The following is a 19,017-nucleotide window of genomic DNA, read 5'->3' as shown; positions in this document are numbered from 1 at the left end:
ATGGAGAATAACGTAATTAGTGAAGCTGCTGTGTATTCCCACATAATTCTGGAGGGAAAACTGGTGGTTATGTCTCCTCTTTGTATTGGTGATGGTTCAGGGGAGGAGAGCCAGAATAACAGCAAGGATATAAGAGTTCAGAAAAATAAGCAGGGGCATCCATTTATTCCCGGCACATCCATGTGTGGTGTCTTGAGATGCTTTGTTAATGACACAATGGGAAGTGATATGGATAGATTGTTATTTGGTGGCTCCGCTGAAAGGGACAGCCAAAGCACAGTTCATGTTTTTGATACAGTCTTGGAAGGTGCCAAGCCAGTATTTCGCGATGGTGTTGCCATAGATTATCATACGGGAGTTGCCAAAAGTGGTGCCAAGTATGATTACGAAGTAATTGATGCAGGGGAGGGAACATTCCGTCTGGAGGCTTTAATTCGCCAGTGCCAGAGGGATAATAAAGAAAAGATCCGCAAGGCTATAATTCAAATAAAAAATAAAATGGAGAATGGTATTCAGCTTGGTGCCATGACGGCCAAAGGCCTGGGACTTGTTAAACTTCAAGACTTAAGTTTGGGCTGTTATGATTTGCTGGACAATGAAGCCGACGTGAAGGCGTGGTTTTTATCTCCGGAAATTGATGGCAGCAGTGCATCTGATCAAATGCAGGATGAGCTTGATAAGGATGTATCTGATGAAGTGGCACTTTTTGAAGGAGAATTTGAACTGCGCAGTACCATGATAATCCGTACGGACAATATGGATATTTCAGAGATGAATAATAAACATATTGACAAGGTGTTCCTGAAAAATTCCAGAGGAAAATATGTGGTCCCAGGCTCCAGCATAAAGGGTGTTCTCCGTCATCAGGCCCAGTATATACTTGGCAAGTTGTGCAAGGGAAATGAAGCCACTGCCGAGAAATTTTTGGACAAGCTTATGGGGTACAGTGTTGATGTTGAAAATCGTCAAAAAAGCCGTTTTTACGTGGCAGAGAGCATTTTAAACGATGTTGTGGAAGAAAAAGTCAATACCAGAAATCGCATAGACCGTATTACTGGCGGCGTTATGGATAATGCACTTTTCACCACAGTGCCGGTATTTCAGAAGGAAAAAGGCTGCTCGGCCATGAAAATAAAATTCTGTATTAAGCCGGAAAAAAACAAGGATGAGGTCAGGATCAATCCTGCAGAAATAGGCCTGGCATTGCTGCTCTTCAGAGATCTGTGGCAGGGACGAATTGCCATAGGCGGTGAAACAGGCGTAGGTCGTGGTACGCTGAAGGGAATTTCTGGTAATTTTACAATTGATGGCTGTAAATACACCATGAATGTCAATGGGGAAATCGCCTGTGAAAATGGCAATGTGAGCAAATTGGATGAATATGTCCAGACCTTGGCTCAGGAGGTGGGCTGATATGACAGTTAATACACATTACAACAAGTTGGAAATAAAACGTGATTTGGTTTCGGAAGTTACTGCTGTGAAATCCATCCATACTTTGGGTGAGATAGAAGAAGCTTTTTCTTCTGTGCTTGAAAAGGAGGGGACAGTTGTTATCTGGCTGATGAACCGCATAATTTGGACCAGGTTTGAAAATGGACATATTAAGCTTGATGAAGATGCATCAGAAGTTGATTTTTGGCAGGAAGTACGCGGCTTTAATGGTACCGGGGAAGTTCATCTGGTGCGTATGGGGGATGCTTTATCCGGGCGAAGCGTAATAGATAAAGATGCATCTGGTAGCTGGAAAGAGGGATATGTTGATACTATTGCACCATTATGGGGAGATAATGCTGGCTTTGTTGATGGTGTTGTACATTTGATTGATGAAGACAGAAAATTGAAACTGGATATTCCTTGTACAGATGGCAGTGCAGCTAATTATGGCCTGGTAACCCGAAGTTATATAAAGGCCGATGATACAACAGGACTTTCCGGATATGTAGATTACAGGTATTTGGCTGTAGAAGGGATGGAGGCGTAACTTATGGGAGAATCCATGGAAGAAATGTTAGCCCGCTTAAAAAGAGATGGAATAGGTTCCAAGGTAGAGCATAAATCTACAGATTATAGCCGCCATACTGGAAAAGATAAACCGGGGTACAATAAAAGCCATGGCGGCAATAATTCAGGATTTAGGCCTAATGAAGCAAAGCCTAGAGTAAATGACTTTAGTAAAGAAGCGGCAACTGCACCGTATAATTTTATCACTTTGCCTGCAAAGGCATTGGCTTCAGGACTGGATGAATGTATTCGTGAGGCAAATAACGCCGCCAGTGGTTATGAGGAGTATATCGCCAAGAATAAAGTTATCAGTGGCTATATTGATTTGGAGCTTGAAACGCTGACTCCTTTGTTTATTCAGGGGGAAGGCTCTTTGCCATATATGTTGGGCAATAAGCCTGTTTTGCCTGGCAGCAGCCTGCGGGGAATGATAAAAAATATCTTTAAGATTATAACCATGGGCAATATGCGTGCTGGTGAAGATTTCTTTGACAGGCATGTATTCTATAGACGCATTATGGCTTCAAAAGATAAAGATTATCAGTGGGCACACGAATTAAAGGATATGTATCTTGATCGTCTCAAGTCCGAGGAAAAATCAACAGTAAAGCCTGGTTTCATAATAAAGGTTGGAGCCAAATATTATGTTGTACCTGTATCAAGGGATTATAAGGATACAATAAAGCATTATGAAAGTGCAGTAGGAAAATATGGAGCAATCACCAAAACAAAAGATAGTGATGTAAAGTGGCATGGAACAAGTGCATATATCCTGACAGGCAAATTGGGTATTAATAATAAATTCGAACACGGGTTGTTTGAAACAATTGAGCAGTATGAAGCTTTTAAGGCTGACTGCAGAAAACGGGGGGATAAAAAAAGCTTACTGAAAATGGGTAAACAAATGGTTAGGTATATTAAGCTTGAGGATGCTCACTGGAATGATCGTACTGAAATTAACTTTAAAGAATATCAGCTGGATAACAATCGTGGCGGTGTTGATTTGCTCAGCAAAGCTAAGATGATGGAAACATCTAAATTTGCCGGGAAGGTGAATATACCTAAGGACATAAAATCTATTGCACCATGCTATTATGTTCCTGCACAGGGAACCGTGGATTTATTTGGACATGGTCAGTGCTTCCGTATACCATATAAACATTCCATAGGTGAAATCGTTGAGAAATCCTATAAAGAGTACAGTGAGGATATGCTTGATTATACTGATGCTGTATTTGGACGTAGCCCGGATTTTGCTTCCAGGGTATATTTTGAGGATGCTATGCCGGTTGATGATGTGAAGCCAATGCAGGAATTTCCGGCCCATCCATTGCTTCAGCCTAATCCAACCTCCTTCCAGCTATATCTGAAACAGGATATTGGAAAACAGTTGAAGAACTGGGATAGCGATGGTGCTGAAATAAGAGGCTACAAGATGTATTGGCATCAGGCAAATGGCAAAGCTGATATGGAGGCCAGTCCTGAGGAGCTGGCAGGTGATAAAACCCCTGAGGGAAATAAAAAGCCAGAGGATAAAATACAGTGCAGGCCAATGCGCCCAATTCCAGCCAACACTAAATTCTCTTCCAGATTACGTTTCAAGAACTTGTTGCCGGAAGAATTAGGGGCATTGTTGCTGACCCTGGATCTTGACCAAAGGGATAATAAGATTGCTTTTAAGCTGGGCAAGGGAAAGAGTATCGGTTTGGGCAGTGTACGATTATCGGATTTTAATCTGAAAATCGAGAATGATGATGCATACAGTGGCTTTTTGCAGGGAGATGCAATGGCAGAGGTTTGTAAAACCGTTGATGATTTGTCAGTATACAAGCAGAAGTTCAGAGATGCTATACCAACTTCCCAGCAAAGTGATTGGCAACATATAATGGATGAATTGGTTGCAATGATGAATTATGATGATAATACTGCTCTGACTGGCTGGCAGCGGGAGACATCACCTATGCGTGGTGTTTACACGACCAATAAATTCGGGAAGCAGCAGTTTGAAATCAATTATGGTTTTATTGATCGTCGTGCCTTGCCAACTGCGCTGAATGTTGTTGAAAGAGCAAGAAAATAATTTGGGGGAATAAATTTGAAGAATGCATTACTGCTATTTTTGAGTGAAATACATTTGGTGGATAATAAGCTGGTTTATACGGAGTATAATGCCGGGAAGTATGGTAAGGTTAGCTGCTATCAGACAAACGAGGCATCAGTGAAATATCTCATGCGTAAATTGGCGGATTCTTCTGAGCAAATAGACCATATTTTTGCGTTCTCCACCAATAAAACCAAGGCTAGCCTTAAGTATTTTTCCCCTGAAAATGATCAGGTAGAAAAAATACAGAGGGATATATTTTGGGAGAATATTTTAGCTGAATTTCCTCAATTGGCAGGGTGCATAAGCTATATCGATTATGATGAGGATTGTGAGTCAAAGGATATTGTTCAGTATGTGTTGAAAATGGCTGACGTCATGAGTGCAGCTATGGGAAATGATGCTGCCGGTTGGAAAGTTTTTACTGATCTGACCGGTGGCATGAGACATGCGGCTGTGCTTATGATGTCAGTTCTTCACTTGTTAAAATATAGGGGCATTGAAATTGCTGATGCAATATACGCTAACTATTACCGTGATGATGAATCCAAGAATAGGATAGAAGATGTATCAAGTATTCACCAAATGTTTGAGCTCGTATCCAGTACGGACTCATGCCTTAATTATGCAACCCTTAGAGAGATAGAAAATTATTTTGCCAAGGTCCCTGACAATGAAAAAAGCACTGAATTAAAAAGACTTTTGACAGCCTTGAGGGATTTTTCGGATGCTGTAAAGGTGTGTCGTACGGGTAAGTTTGAATCATCGTTAAGTGAGCTTGCTGATAGTTTGGAAAATTTTAAAAAATATCCAGGGAAAAGCACCCAGGAAGCTCTTTTTGCCCAAGTCCTGGAAGCATTGGAAAAGGACTATAAGGGGATTATTTCTCAAGATATATCCCGAAATGATATTATCAGGTGGTGTATTAGGAAGGGATATCTTCAGCAGGCCATGACATTATTTAATGAATGGATGCCCCGCGAAGTGGTAAGGTTGAATATATACCAACCAAATTCAAAGTATGTTTCATTAATAAAGAAAGAGTGTAGGGAACAGAATAAAGGTTACAAGAGAGTTGAAAATGTATTTGTTGATGATTATTACACTGATATAAGTAAAATAACTGCTCTGTCGGAGGAAAAAAATGAAGACAAGCCTGTGGGGTCAAAAAATTTTTTTGCAGCATTCAAGGAATTGATGCGTAAGCAGGGAAAGGGCGATTATCCTGACAATATTGACAGGGACATATTGGAACACCTTATTAATGATATTGGAAAAATAGACGATTTGAAATCTCAAATCTCTACGGGAGCACTAACCTGGGAAAGCTTCAAAGCTCAATATCCAAATATATTACAGTGCATTGAGTATAGAAAAGAACTGCCGCCAATAAGTCACACAATGCCTTCTGAAATGTATTTTTTTAGTAGTTACATCAGCAGTGAAAAGATATTTAATTGTCTTTCAACTGCAAGTGCAGATTTTCTTTATGAGCTTTTGGGCATAGAAAAAGTAATTCCACCTAAGAAGGTGAAAAAAACACCGGCCAACAGAAATTCTCCTGAAAGTATAGCTGAACGCTGGAGAAAACGCTGGTCACAAATTAGTACCATGCTTGATGAGGAAGTGGCTGTATCTGTAGTGGACAAGGATACTCTGAAAGCAATTTTGGAAGGCCTGTATTGGATAAAAACTCAACGAAACCAAATAAACCATGCTTATGATGGGGTGGAAATAGCAGATAATAACCAATTGGAAGAAAAAATGATGGAGACGATGGCTTTAATCGAGGGGAAAAAAGATGATTGATTTAGATGAAGGTATAAAATTATGGCAGCAGATGCCACGTAATAACTCTGAGGAATTGACCAAAGCGGATGATTATTTCGATTTTGAGCTTATGCCATCATCCATTGAATTGTTTTCAAAACGTTATTCCTGTAATGAAAGATATGATGGAATGATTTTTACTGTAGGAACATCATGGCAGCCTATGGCACTGTGTATTTCCGCATTGAAGCCCCAAAGAATATGCTTTATTTGTACAGAACAGACGGGAAATCAGATTGCCCGGTTGGAGAAGTTTATTGATTTGGCGGCATTTGATTATGGTGTGGAAATAATCGACAAAAGTTCGGCGGAGGATATTTATCATATTGCCAATAAAACCTTTGAATCATGGGGCGTTGACAACCATAAATTTGCAGTAGATATTACAGGCGGTACAAAGGCAATGGCATCGGCGCTGGCCATGTATGCTGCAGTAAACGGCCATGATGTGTTTTACGTGGAAAGCACGTATTTACCATTATACAGAAGGCCTCTGCCGGGAAGTGAAAAACTTGTAAAGTTATCAATGCCGAGCCTGCAAAAACTTAAATAATAGATGAAGGTGGCGTTTTACTTTACACGTTTATATTTATTGTTATATTTGTGAAAATTGACTATAATAACAATTGTGAAGGGTGGCCAGAAACCCTTGAAAATCGGTTTTCTGAATTATGAGTTTTCACATTTTCAGCCCACTGCTCGCAAGGGTTTCAGGGGACAGGATTGCGCAGGGCTAATGCCGCTTGCGGCTTCCAAACAGCAAAAAAATCCTGGTATTTAGATTAATTTCTAAATATCAGGATTTTTTAGTATGCCTGGAAACTTTTAAGATATTCCGGCTGATATATATGGTGTAAGGATAAAAACAACAGACAAAAAAAGGAGGTGAAAGAATATGTTTCCATTATTTGCATTAGCCGCACCAGTAGTAAGTGCAGCAGCAGTCGAGTCATTTGGTGCAGGCGCAACTTTGGGAATATCTTTGTTTAAGACCGCAAAGGGCAAGTAATTGGCGGCGATCAGTCAGGTGAAAATGAGGAGGTGAAAGCAGTGAACTGGGTAAGCTGGTTATTAAGCTAAAGAAAAAATTATAAAAATGGAAAGTTTTGAGCGAAGGAAGGTGATATATATACTGAAAGGATAAAAATCAGACGAAAGGCAAGGAGGTGAGAGCAATGGGGCCATTTTTAGCCGGTTTGGCCACTTCGGTGGTTATATTAAGTGTTTTGGATTCCTAAAAGATGATGTTAAGTATATGAAAGGAGAGGTTTTATGTTACCATTATTTGCATTGGCCCCGGTGGCCATGACAGCCGTAGAGGCATTTTCAGCAGGTGTAGGTATAGGGATAGCGTTACATGAGACAGCCAAGAAGGGAGGCAAGAAGCATACTGCCAAGAAGGATTTTGACAAGGAGGAAGGTGATACAGAATAATTTTTAGAAATGGAAAGTTTTGAGCGAAAGAAGGTGATATATGAGTTATAAGGTCGCAAATTTTGACGTGAGGAGGTGAGATATATGTTTGAAATAATAGCACCATTAGGTGAGTTGTTTCCGTTCCATTGGGACGATTTATTGGTATTCTGATGTCGAGTGAAATTAATGTTTGATGAAAAATTCAAGGAGATGAGATATATGATAATATTAGGATTTCCTGTTCCAAACAGGGATGATATTCCTTGGCCGCTAATCGTAGCATAACAGTGTTTGATTTTTAAGGAGGTGAGAACCATGGGCTTCGTTATGGAGGAGTTTCCTTTGCCGGGTGCAGGTCCATTTGTATGTTTTTGAGAGGTGAATATTGATGTTTGGTTATAAAAGGTAGCCGCTGGATTCCATGTATTGGATGAAGGCGGCGTTTTACTTTACACGTTTATATTTATGAAAATCGACTATAATAACAATTGTGAAGGGTGGCCAGAAACCCTTGAAAATTGGTTTTCTGAATTATGAGTTTTCGTGGACTAAAGGATAGTTGAAAATACTGGTTTTATCGTCGTATTTCCTTCAAAATCCAGACAAGTGTCCACGGGCAAATTTGCCGATTTTCTAAAAAATGGCCCTTTGTGTTATTTTCACATTTTCAGCCCACTGCTCCCAAGGGTTTCAGGGGACAGGGTTGCGCAGGGCTAATGCCGCTTGCGGCTTTCTGGGGGAACTAAAAAAACCCGGGCATTTCGCCCAGGGCATCAGTTATAATACAAAACTCTGTTATTAGCAGTTTGATTCATAGGTTATCACACCCGTCTGTAGATAGTACTGGCGGTTTTTTTATACAATAAAACCCGCCAGCATGATACTGACGGGTCCTAAAAACTTGAATTAACTTGTCTTCTTTCCTGCCCGATGAAAATTACGGGCTTTGATCATTTCTTCGGTAAGAGGCGGGCAATCTTCATCATAAACAAATGGAGTATTTTCCATTCTTTCTTCCTCTTCCCGAATTCTCTCCGGGGTCATGATAGCATCAATCTCTTCAGAAGTCATAGTAACTATCATAATAAAGTGCCTCCATTTCTTATTATTCTGAGATGGGGTAAATATGGAGTAACGTATTCATGTTTTTATTGATACTTCACGGCCAGCTTCTGAATGCGTTCCTTGGAAAGCCTGGTATATTTGGCTATTTCTTCAATAGGTTTATTGTCCCGAAGCATGTCACGAGCCATATCAATGGCCATTTCTTCGCGGCCCTCTTCACGCCCATCATCACGGGCCTCTTGCATTTTCATTTCAAAGGTCATATAGCTCACCTTCTCCTCTTTGTTGGTTTTAACTTCACTAATGTATTCGTCTACCTCATTATATCATAAATATAAATTCCATCCTTAAGCTATGTGGAGTAAAAAGAACTTTTAGATTATGCGAGCAAAAAATTCACGCATCATTTGGGATATTACTGCCCAAAATATAACGAGCTTTAAGATGTCCCCCACATCTTTAGGTGGGGGAAAACAAACTACAACAGCTGGCGAACATATCTCCCAGCTCGTTGAAACGCTAATTGGAAGATTTTTCTTCTAAAGAAGAAAAATTTGAACAATGGCGTTATAATAGAGAAAAATAAAGGGCTGCCGTATGATGAAATCTACGGCAGCCTTGTTGCGTCCTCCCGTCAAAACGGCAGTTCATTATCTGCATCAAGTGGCGTACTTGTTACAGGCTCTTCAAATTCCGGTACAAATGGATATTCAGGATTATAGTCAGGATGCTCTTCATCTATTAGTTCCTCTAAAGATACCTCTTCTTCATCAAACGGTATCCCGCTAAAGGAAACCAACTCTGCCTTGCTCCTTTTTTCCAGGCAGTTTAATATGAAGTTCATTTCCTCCAGGGTTGGCTTATGCTCGTGGAATATAAAGCCAACGCTTGCCCTGTTTGTTTCGCGCCTGTAGTAACAAGCTGACTTTATGGATTTTTCATATTTCTTACGCTTTAAGACATAAGAGCCGGTTTCATTGTCTACCAATACCTGTATAGCCCTTTTCATGGGATAGTTCTTTATGTCGCATATCTTCATTTCCCCATGTGTTGATAATAGAAGGAAAGTGCCATCATTCATTAGATGGACAGCTCTTATTTCCAGTTTATAAAACATTTCCAGTACGGCTATAATACGGAATCTGTAATCATCAAGCTGAAGGATAACGTCAAATGGGGAGCCGTAGCCTAATTTATGGGCTTTATCCAGATGGTCTTTGATTAGTTGCATATTGTTGGCTATCTCTGAATTGGACAGCTCCAAGCCTACATCAGCTTTGTTTTGCTTCCTGATTTGGGTAATAGCATTTGATTCCCTACCTTCAATTTCATCCAAGAGGATTTGATGCTCCAAATACTGTGCCTTGCTTATGGTATATTCCTCCTTCAGGTTTCTGAAATGCTCTGGTTTTAACATTGTGAAAACACTCCTTTCAAAAAAACATATAGATGGACTATAGTCAATGTAGCACAAAAAATCAGGCATGTTAAAAAAAACACGTCTATTCTTATGTATTTTGTATACTTAAATTTTCAATTTCCATATAGTTATGGAAATTCTTGACCATTTAATGTATGACGAGTAGGCTTTTGGGCTCGTCGAAACGTTTAATAGGAATAATTTCCATCTAGTTATGGAAATTATTGAACAATTACGTTATAATACAATAATTGGAGTGTAAAATAGGAGAGTAATGTTAAGAACAAAATTTTGGCATGCGGGGGATAGAGAAATGCAGGATGGATTTAGCATTGAAGAACTGAAAAAAAGACTCCAGAACAGCCGGTACAAGCTTACTCATCAGAGACAGGATGTATTGGAAGTGTTCTTAAACAGTACAGGAGAACACCTTAGTGCCGAGGAAGTACATCGTACTCTCCGGGATAAGGGATATGACATTGGCCTGGCCACTGTATATCGTACTCTCGAATTAATGTGCAGTCCTGAAATGAACATTCTCCAGAAGATGGAATTCGGTGAGAAGCGTGCCCGCTACGAGCTGAAGAAAATCGAGGAAAATGGTCATCAGCACCATCACCTTATTTGCAAAAAATGCGATAAGGTTATAGAATTCTCTGAGGATATGCTGGAGGGGTTGGAGCAGAAGATTGCCGAAACCTGCAACTTCAACATTATCGACCATCAGGTGCTGTTCTATGGATACTGTCAGGAGTGTGCCAAAAAGCTTGAAAATTAAAAACTTTACATTAAATAGTGAGGACCAGGTGGTGGTGAAGGTAGTCCGTGAAGTGCTGAATCTCTTTAAGATTGAGACGGGCTGCGAGGACGACTGCACCTGGGAGACACTTAATATAGAAAATAACCTTAAGCCGGGCAGTGTGCCCATTGTGGAGACCATCATCAATATGACCGCTGTGGACGGGAAAGAGGTTCATCTGACCCAGACCACTGAGGGCCGCAGTGATGAGCGGTTTGCCGCTGGAAAGCACCGCCTGATAAAGCTGAATCTTTATCAGCTTTTCAGGAAGGAATTTGGCTTTGAGGCTGCCCCCTGGGGAATTCTTCATGGGGTCCGTCCTACCAAGATAGTTCACCGCCTTTTGGATGGGGGACTTTCAAGGGATGAGGTGGTGGAGCGGCTGCTTCACGATTATGAGGCCAGCGAGGAAAAGGCCACTACCATTGTGGATATGGCCATACGCCAGTTGCCGTTTTTGGCAAAATCCGATGAAAAGACCATCAGCATTTATGTGGGCATTCCCTTCTGTCTGAGCCGCTGTCTCTATTGTTCCTTCCCCGCCAATATTCTTCCAAAGGAAGAGGGCCTCAATGAGTTTATGGAGGTATTCCATAAGGATCTGGGAGCAGTAAAGCAGGCTGTGGCGGATTATGGCTTCAAGGTTCAGTCTATATACGTGGGGGGCGGTACTCCAACCTCCCTGCCAGATAAATATTTCCGCGAAATGCTGACTGCTGTGCGGGATGCCTTTTTCTGCGAGCACACCATTGAGTTTACGGTGGAGGCGGGAAGGCCTGACAGTATGTCCCCTGAGAAAATCAAGACCATGGCTGATATGAAGGTCACCAGGGTCAGCGTAAATCCGCAAACCATGCAGCCCCGTACACTGAAGCGTATCGGGCGCAATCACAGTCCGGAGGCTATTGTCACCATGTTTAATGATTTGCGTGATGCGGGAATTCCGGAAATTAATATGGACCTTATTATTGGTCTTCCCGGCGAAGGGGTGGCTGATATTGAGGACACAATGAAGAAAATAGTGGCCCTTGGCCCTGATGACATTACCCTTCATTCATTGGCCCTGAAGCGGGGTTCGGTCCTGAAGATGAATCTTGAGGAATATGAGCTGCCCGATGACAGGACCTGTCGGGAAATGTTCCGCATGGCCATGAGCTATATTGATAAAGCCGGCATGAAGCCGTATTACCTCTATCGTCAGGGGTATATGAGCGGTCAGCTGGAAAATGTGGGCTGCTGCCGCAAGGGGGCAGAAAGCATTTACAATATCCAGATAATGGAGGAGCATCAGACAATACTTGGTATCGGGGGGGCGGCCACCAGCAAGGTGGTAAATTTCCGTGAAAAGCGGCTTAAATCCTCATTTAATGCCAAGGATCTGATTACATATCTGCGGGATATTGATATTTACATTGATAAACGGGCAAAGCTTATAGCTGAGGCTTATGGCCAGCCTGAATAATAAATAGATTGCAATACCTTGCTTTTTACGAAGCAAAGGAGGTTTTTATAATATGTTGACAAATGCTCCAAGGGGCACCAAGGATATACTGCCGGATACAGTGGGTGACTGGCTCTATGTGGAGAACAGCATCCGCTCTCTTTGCAGGCGGTTTGGCTATCAGGAGATCAGAACCCCAATGTTTGAGCACACAGAGCTCTTTCAGCGTGGTATCGGCGAGGGCACCGATGTGGTGGACAAGGAAATGTACACCTTCACCGACAGAGGTGAAAGAAGTATCACCCTTCGTCCTGAGAATACTGCATCTGCTGTCCGGGCCTATCTCCAGAACAAGCTTTATGCTGAAAATGCCCTGACCAAGCTGTTTTATATTGGCTCCATGTTCCGCTATGACCGCCCTCAGGCCGGCCGTATGCGTGAATTCCACCAGTTCGGTGTGGAGGCCATTGGCGAATCCAATCCTGCTGTGGATGCGGAGATTATCCTTTTGGCCATGAAGCTGCTGCAGGGCCTTGGCCTCAATGATCTGGAGCTTTACATTAATTCCGTGGGCTGTCCTACATGTCGCGCCAAGTACCGCACCATGCTGCAGGACTTCTTCCGTGACAAGCTGGATGATCTTTGTGGGGACTGCCGCAGCCGTTTTGACCGTGCGCCAATGCGTATTCTGGACTGCAAGAAGGATGCAGAAAAGCCTTATATGAAGGATGCCCCAAAGATTACCGACTGTCTCTGCGATGAGTGCTCTGACCACTTCCAGAAGCTGCAGAAGCACCTTGAGAAGGCAGGGGTCAAGTTTGAACTGGATCCACGTCTGGTTCGTGGTCTTGATTATTACACCAAGACAGCCTTTGAGATCAAGTATCCGCCACTGGGGGCACAGAGTGCTGTGGCTGGCGGCGGCCGCTATGATGGTCTTATTGAGGAAATGGGGGGAAACCCTACTCCGGCCGTTGGTTTTGCCACCGGTCTGGAAAGAGTTCTTCTGGCCCTTGAAAAGCAGGGGCTGTTGCCAGATAAGAACCGCAGCGTAGATGTGTATGTGGTAGCCTTGGGTGAAGCAGCACAGGAGGAGGCCTTTAAGCTGGTTATGGATCTCCGTGATGCGGGCTTCAGTGCAGCAGTTGACTATGCTGGCCGCAGCATGAAGGCACAGATGAAGCAGGCCAACAAGCTGGGAGCAAAATTTGCCGCCATCATGGGTGACGATGAGCTTTCAGAGGGAGTGGTAATGCTCCGTGATATGGCTGGCAGCGAGCAGGAAAAGGTTCCTGTAAATGAGCTTATTAGTAAATTAAAATAAATATACCCAAAAAATATTTGTATGAGGTGAAGAATTAAATGGATACTTTAGAAGGTTTGAAGCGTTCTCATCATTGCGGTGAGCTGCGTAAGGATAACGTTGGCAGTGAGGTCGTTCTCTGTGGTTGGGCTTCCCGTCGTCGTGACCATGGTGGTCTGATTTTTATAGACTTCCGTGATCGCTCCGGCCTGGTTCAGATTGTATTTGATGAGGCTGCTATTGGTGAGGAGGCCTTCCACAAGGCTGAGACCATCCGCAGCGAGTTCGTTTTGGCTGTAAAGGGTGATGTTCGTGCCCGCAGCCAGGAGACCATCAACCCTAACATGGCAACTGGTGAAATCGAGGTTGTAGTTAAGGAGCTGCGTATCCTCAACAAGGCAAAGACCCCTCCATTCTATATTCAGGATGGTATCGAGGTGGATGAGATGCTTCGTCTGAAGTATCGTTATCTTGATCTGCGTCGCCCTGAGATGCAGAAGTGCCTCATGCTTCGTCATCGCGTAACCAAGATTATGCGCGACTACTTTGACAGAAACGGCTTTTTGGAGATTGAGACTCCAATGCTCTGCAAGTCTACCCCTGAGGGTGCCCGCGACTTCCTTGTTCCAAGCCGTCTGAATCCTGGTGAGTTCTACGCTCTGCCACAGTCTCCACAGATTTACAAGCAGATTCTCATGCTTTCCGGCTTTGAGAAGTATTTCCAGATTGTACGCTGCTTCCGTGATGAGGATTTGCGTGCTGACCGCCAGCCAGAGTTTACCCAGCTGGATATCGAAATGTCCTTCATCGATCAGGAGACCATCCTTACCATGATGGAAGGCATGATGGGTGAAATTTTCGAGAAGGCTCTGGATGTTAAGCTGCCTGAGAAATTCCAGCGCATGACCTGGGATGAGGCTATGGAGCGTTATGGTTCCGACAAGCCTGATCTCCGTTTCGGCATGGAGCTCATGGATATTTCCGAGTACGTTAAGGGCTCTGACTTCAAGGTATTTGCCTCCGTTCTGGAGAACGGCGGACAGGTTAAGGTTATTAACGTTGAGGATTATGCAAATATTCCTCGCCGCGAGCTGGATGGCCTCGTTCAGTATGTACAGGGCTACGGCGCAAAGGGACTGGCCTGGATTCAGTATACTGAAGAGGGCGTTAAGTCTCCATTTAAGAAGTTCTATTCCGATGAAACCTTCGAGGAAATCAAGAAGGCCACTGGCGCAAAGACCGGCGATCTGCTTCTGGTAATTGCTGACAAGCCATTGGTAGTTGCCCAGGCTCTTGGCGAGCTCCGTCTTGAGATGGCCCGCCGTCGCGGCCTCATTGACCCTGACAAGCTGAGCTTCCTGTGGGTAGTTGATTTCCCTATGTTTGAGTACAGCGAAGAGGATAAGCGTTGGAAGGCAATGCATCATCCATTCACCGCACCTCGTGATGAGGACGTTCAGTATCTTACCACTGACCCTGGCAAGGTTAAGGCCATTGCTTACGATATGGTTCTTAACGGCGTGGAAATCGGTGGCGGTTCCCTCCGTATTTATCAGGGGGATCTACAGGAGAAGGTATTTGAGGCTATCGGTCTCACTCCTGAGGCTGCTCATGAGAAGTTCGGCTTCATGCTGGATGCCTTCAAGTACGGTGCTCCACCTCATGGTGGTCTGGCATTTGGTCTTGATCGTCTGGTTATGCTCATGGCCAAGAGAAAGTCCATCCGTGACGTTATCGCATTCCCTAAGACCCAGAGTGCATCCGATGTTATGTCCCAGGCTCCTTCCGAGGTTGATGAGAAGCAGCTGAAGGAGCTTTCCATCCGCACCCACGTAAAGAAAAAGGTTAAGGAAGACTAATATAACGAGCTTTAAGATGTCCCCTTCCTCTTTAGGTGGGGGAAAACAAACTACAACAGCTGGTGAGAATATCTCCCAGCTCGTTGAAACGCTAATTGGAAGATTTTTCTTCTAAAGAAGAAAAATTTGAACAATGGCGTTATAAACTAATAGTATTCACTCATATAAAAGGGGCTGACTGCAAAGCGGTCCCTTTTCTTATGGTTTTTTCGGGAGAGATATGTAGCCTTCTTTATGCTTTTGTGTTACAATGTAGGTTGTATTTTTGAAATTTAGGAGGCAAATAATGTCTTTAGATAAAGTTGAAATCCTTGGGGTAAAGGTGGATTCCCCTACGATGGCCGAGGCAGTGGAAACTGTGGAGGGCTTCATTGAAAAGGGGGAGAGTACCCTGGTGGCCACCGCCAATGCAGAAATGATAATGCGGGCTACCTATGACGAGGAGCTGAAGACCATCTTGAATGCGGCAGATCTTGTGGTGCCGGATGGAGCGGGCACTGTGTGGGCCGCTGGCTATCTGGGCCATCCAATGCCTGAACGGGTGGCTGGCTATGACCTTTCCCAGGAGCTGATGAAGCTGGCTCCCGTGAAGAATCAGCGCATCTATTTCTTTGGTTCTGCCCCTGGGGTGGCGGATTTGGCCAAGAAGAAGGCGGAGGAGTGGTATCCTGGTATTAACATAGTAGGAACCCGTAACGGATTCTTTACAGCTGATGATGAGCCACAGATTATTGCTGATATTAAGGCCGCCAAGCCGGATATTTTGTTCGTGGCTTTGGGGGTTCCAAAGCAGGAAAAATGGCTTTATGCCCACATGAAGGAGCTGGAGGTTCCGGTTTCCATTGGTGTAGGCGGATCCTTTGATGTTATGGCCGGGGTTATGCAGCGTGCACCTCTTTGGATGCAGAAGGCAAAGCTGGAGTGGCTGTTCCGCGGCCTGAAGCAGCCTAGCCGTATTGGCCGTCTTATGGCACTCCCAAAATTTGTATTTAAAGTTATGGGAAGCAAAAAATAATTCGGGAAAAAAGCGCTAATTTATAGACAAAGGCTTTAGGCTGGTAGTATAATATCACAGGTTTAAAGCCGTATCGGGAGGTGCAAATTTTGGGTAAATTCCATATTGTAAGAGAAGGATACGTTTTCATTTTCGGAGCTTTGGCTGTTGCTGCCTTCCTGGGAATTGTGCTGGGCCCATTGGGTGCAGTGGTGCCGGGAATATTGGCAGTATACTTTACATATTTTTTCAGAAATCCGGACCGTGTTATCCCCGCAGATGAGGACCTCATTGTTTCACCTGCAGACGGAACAGTGCAGGATGTGGTGGATGTTGAGTACGATGACTTTTTGAAGGGTCCCGGAACAAAGGTAATTATCTTCCTGTCCATTTTCAGCGTTCACGTGAACCGCAGTCCTATTGCGGGGGAGATCAAGACCCAGAAGTATGTCTGCGGCCGCTTTAAGCCGGCCTACAAGGACGAGGTGGGCTTTGAAAATGAGCGCCACATGATTGGTATTGAAAATGACAGATTAAAGGTTACTGTAACTCAGATTGCAGGAATTTTGGCCCGCCGTATTGTTTCATGGGTAACTTTGGACGATAAGATGGAGAAGGGCGATGTATACGGTCTTATTAAATTTGCTTCATGTACTGAGATTGTGGTGCCTAAGAACGTTGAGGTTCTTATGAAGAAGGGTGACAAGGTTCATGGAGGAGAGACCATTGTGGGGAGGATTAAGGACTAATGAGCAAATCTGTAATTCCTAATGCGTTTACTTCCGCAAATCTTGTTTTCGGAATGATTTCCATTCTGTGTACATTTAATGATAATCTGACCTTCGGCGCTGTATGTATTTTGCTGGCGCTGGTTGCTGACGGCCTGGACGGACGTACTGCCCGTGCTTTGGGGGTAAGCTCCGAGATGGGCAAGGAAATGGATTCCTTGTGCGATCTGGTTTCCTTTGGTGCTGCTCCTGCCATGCTGGCTTATAAGCTTCAGCTGGCTGATTTCGGTATTTTCGGCTGTGTTGCGGCAATTTTCTTTGCCCTTTGCGGTATGTGGCGTCTGGCCCGCTTTAACGTTAATACTACTGTGGTTCATGGCTATTTCATGGGGCTGGCTATTCCCGCCGGTGGCTGTCTTATTGCCACCTCCACTTTGCTTATTAATGCCATTGGCTACAATCTGGATGAAATATCCTACGCATATCCTGTAATTGTCATGGTGGTGGCATATCTCATGGTCAGCACCGTTCATTATCCTGATTTCAAGGGCGACGGGGAGAAGATGAATCTGGTTGCCAAGGTAGTTGCGGCAGCTGTATTTGCAGCTATCCTTTGGCTGGGCATTGATGGCATCGGTTATGCAGTGCTTTTTGGTATTTTTGCGTCCTATGCGATTTTTGGTATTGTAAATCACAGTATTAATCTTATTTCCGGCAACAAATAAGTTGGATAATGTTTGTTGTCAAAAAGGAGAAAAAATTTAATGTTTTATCCTCTTGATATAATAATGATTCCATTACAGATTTTTCTGTTTTGTTTCACTATATATTTCTTTGTAATTGGCTTCTTCGGTCTGGTGGTGTTCAGAGAGAAGAAAATTACCACCCCGGAGAAGAAGTTTGCCTGTCTTATTGCGGCCCATAACGAGCAGGCCGTGGTTGGACATCTTGTTAAAAATCTTCAGGAGCTGGATTATCCTAAAGAGCTGTATGATATTTATGTAATTGCCGATAACTGCACAGATGATACTGCCAAGGTTTCCCGCGAGGCCGGGGCCATTGTCTGCGAGCGCTTTGATCCTGAAAAGAAGACCAAGGGCTATGCCCTTGACTGGATGTTTGCCAAGCTCTTTGACATGGAAAAGGACATGGAAAAGCCTTACGATGCGGTTTGTATCTTTGATGCAGATAATCTGGTGCATCCACGTTTCCTCATTGAGATGAACCATCACCTTGTGAAGGGTGCCAAGATTATCCAGGGCTTTTTGGATGCCAAAAATCCTTATGATTCCTGGGTTTCCGCCACCTTTGCCCTTTCCTTCTGGGTTATTGACTATTTGATTCATCAGGCCAAGACAAATCTGGGTCTCTCCGCCGTTCTGGGCGGTACTGGTATGTGTATTACCACCGAGGTTTTGAAGCGTCATGGCTGGCGTGCCAACTGCCTTGTTGAGGATATGGAATTTACCATGAAGTCACTGGTGGAGGGCATTAAGACCACCTGGGCCGTGGATGCCATTATCTACGATGAGAAGCCACTTACCTTCATGCAGTCCTGGTATCAGAGAAAGCGCTGGGCCCAGGGCCAGTTTGACGTGGCACACCGCTTTATTCCAAAGCTTTTTAAAGAGGGTATCAAGCAGCGCAGTATTCCGATTTTGGACGGCTGTCTGTACCTTATCCAGCCATATTTCCTGATGTTTACTGCCTTCTTTATTCTCATGGGCTATATTCAGCAGATTTATGGCCAGCAGATTTATACCAGTATTTACGCCTTTATGCCAAACCATCTTATGACGGCCATAACCATTATTCAGTATTTGCTGCCAATGATTATCCTCATCAAGATGAAGGCTAAGTGGAAGGCATGGCTGTATATACCGCTTTACCAGGTGTTTATTTATTCCTGGCTGCCAATCGTATTCCTGGGCTTCATTCACCGCAATGAGCATGAATGGGCACACACCAAGCATACTCAGGCTGTAAGCTACGATCAGTTTATTGATGGTCGGAAATGATTTTTTACCCCTTCAGATGCGTTGGCAATGAAGGGGTTT

General features: G+C 43.7%; 17 protein-coding genes. 14 read left to right on the top strand and 3 right to left on the bottom strand.

Going from position 1 to position 19,017, the window contains the following annotated elements; genetic code table 11:
• The 6 genes from T525_RS0107215 (at nt 1) to T525_RS16310 (ending at nt 7,369) form a co-directional block, all read left to right on the top strand.
• Nucleotides 1-1,413, top strand: coding sequence for an RAMP superfamily CRISPR-associated protein (locus T525_RS0107215; protein ID WP_027406660.1), 1,413 nt, complete (start codon nt 1-3; stop codon nt 1,411-1,413).
• A gap of 1 nt (nt 1,414) precedes the next feature.
• Complete coding sequence (gene csx19, locus T525_RS0107210; protein WP_027406659.1) at nt 1,415-1,984, top strand: CRISPR-associated protein Csx19; 570 nt, start codon at nt 1,415-1,417, stop codon at nt 1,982-1,984.
• Between the two features lie 3 nt (nt 1,985-1,987).
• Entirely contained in the window at nt 1,988-4,084 is a 2,097-nt protein-coding gene (locus T525_RS0107205) for a TIGR03986 family CRISPR-associated RAMP protein (RefSeq protein ID WP_027406658.1), read from the top strand.
• Between the two features lie 15 nt (nt 4,085-4,099).
• A complete protein-coding gene (locus T525_RS0107200) occupies nt 4,100-5,914 on the top strand; it encodes a TM1812 family CRISPR-associated protein (protein ID WP_027406657.1) in 1,815 nt (604 codons plus the stop codon).
• Nucleotides 5,907-6,488 (top strand): hypothetical protein, encoded by a 582-nt coding sequence (locus T525_RS0107195; RefSeq protein WP_027406656.1) that lies wholly within the window; start codon nt 5,907-5,909, stop codon nt 6,486-6,488. The genes T525_RS0107200 and T525_RS0107195 overlap by 8 nt, the downstream gene beginning before the upstream one ends.
• Nucleotides 6,489-7,207: 719 nt before the next feature.
• Entirely contained in the window at nt 7,208-7,369 is a 162-nt protein-coding gene (locus T525_RS16310; protein WP_156945646.1) for a hypothetical protein, read from the top strand.
• An 888-nt stretch (nt 7,370-8,257) separates the two neighbouring features.
• Here the strand turns inward: T525_RS16310 and T525_RS16305 are convergent.
• The 3 genes from T525_RS16305 to T525_RS0107170 all read right to left on the bottom strand — a co-directional run bounded on the left by T525_RS16305 (nt 8,258) and on the right by T525_RS0107170 (nt 9,833).
• Nucleotides 8,258-8,434, bottom strand: a complete 177-nt coding sequence (locus tag T525_RS16305) for a hypothetical protein (RefSeq protein WP_156945643.1) — start codon at nt 8,432-8,434, stop codon at nt 8,258-8,260.
• 65 nt (nt 8,435-8,499) lie between these two features.
• The gene (locus tag T525_RS0107175; protein WP_037325420.1) at nt 8,500-8,679 is read right to left on the bottom strand and encodes a hypothetical protein; all 180 of its coding nucleotides are present in this window, start codon (nt 8,677-8,679) and stop codon (nt 8,500-8,502) included.
• Between the two features lie 371 nt (nt 8,680-9,050).
• A complete protein-coding gene (locus T525_RS0107170; protein ID WP_027406654.1) occupies nt 9,051-9,833 on the bottom strand; it encodes a hypothetical protein in 783 nt (260 codons plus the stop codon).
• 316 nt (nt 9,834-10,149) lie between these two features.
• Here T525_RS0107170 and T525_RS0107165 point away from each other — a divergent pair, with 316 nt between their 5' ends.
• The 8 genes from T525_RS0107165 to T525_RS0107130 all read left to right on the top strand — a co-directional run bounded on the left by T525_RS0107165 (nt 10,150) and on the right by T525_RS0107130 (nt 18,978).
• The gene (locus T525_RS0107165; RefSeq protein ID WP_027406653.1) at nt 10,150-10,614 is read left to right on the top strand and encodes a Fur family transcriptional regulator; all 465 of its coding nucleotides are present in this window, start codon (nt 10,150-10,152) and stop codon (nt 10,612-10,614) included.
• The gene (gene hemZ, locus T525_RS0107160; protein WP_027406652.1) at nt 10,604-12,097 is read left to right on the top strand and encodes a coproporphyrinogen dehydrogenase HemZ; all 1,494 of its coding nucleotides are present in this window, start codon (nt 10,604-10,606) and stop codon (nt 12,095-12,097) included. The genes T525_RS0107165 and hemZ overlap by 11 nt, the downstream gene beginning before the upstream one ends.
• 52 nt (nt 12,098-12,149) lie before the next feature.
• Complete coding sequence (gene hisS, locus T525_RS0107155) at nt 12,150-13,400, top strand: histidine--tRNA ligase (RefSeq protein WP_027406651.1); 1,251 nt, start codon at nt 12,150-12,152, stop codon at nt 13,398-13,400.
• A 38-nt stretch (nt 13,401-13,438) separates the two neighbouring features.
• The gene (gene aspS, locus T525_RS0107150; RefSeq protein ID WP_027406650.1) at nt 13,439-15,238 is read left to right on the top strand and encodes an aspartate--tRNA ligase; all 1,800 of its coding nucleotides are present in this window, start codon (nt 13,439-13,441) and stop codon (nt 15,236-15,238) included.
• 286 nt (nt 15,239-15,524) lie between these two features.
• Nucleotides 15,525-16,253: a WecB/TagA/CpsF family glycosyltransferase gene (locus T525_RS0107145; protein WP_027406649.1), complete on the top strand. Its 729-nt coding sequence runs from the start codon at nt 15,525-15,527 to the stop codon at nt 16,251-16,253.
• Between the two features lie 89 nt (nt 16,254-16,342).
• A complete protein-coding gene (locus tag T525_RS0107140; RefSeq protein ID WP_027406648.1) occupies nt 16,343-16,981 on the top strand; it encodes a phosphatidylserine decarboxylase in 639 nt (212 codons plus the stop codon).
• Nucleotides 16,981-17,685 (top strand): CDP-diacylglycerol--serine O-phosphatidyltransferase, encoded by a 705-nt coding sequence (pssA, locus tag T525_RS0107135; RefSeq protein ID WP_027406647.1) that lies wholly within the window; start codon nt 16,981-16,983, stop codon nt 17,683-17,685. The genes T525_RS0107140 and pssA overlap by 1 nt, the downstream gene beginning before the upstream one ends.
• A gap of 39 nt (nt 17,686-17,724) precedes the next feature.
• Nucleotides 17,725-18,978, top strand: a complete 1,254-nt coding sequence (locus T525_RS0107130; protein WP_027406646.1) for a glycosyltransferase family 2 protein — start codon at nt 17,725-17,727, stop codon at nt 18,976-18,978.
• The last annotated feature ends 39 nt before the right edge of the window (nt 18,979-19,017 follow it).

Source organism: Anaerovibrio sp. RM50 (genome assembly GCF_000622005.1).
In the GTDB taxonomy this organism is placed as follows: domain Bacteria; phylum Bacillota; class Negativicutes; order Selenomonadales; family Selenomonadaceae; genus Anaerovibrio.
This window is presented reverse-complemented; position numbering and strand designations above follow the sequence as displayed.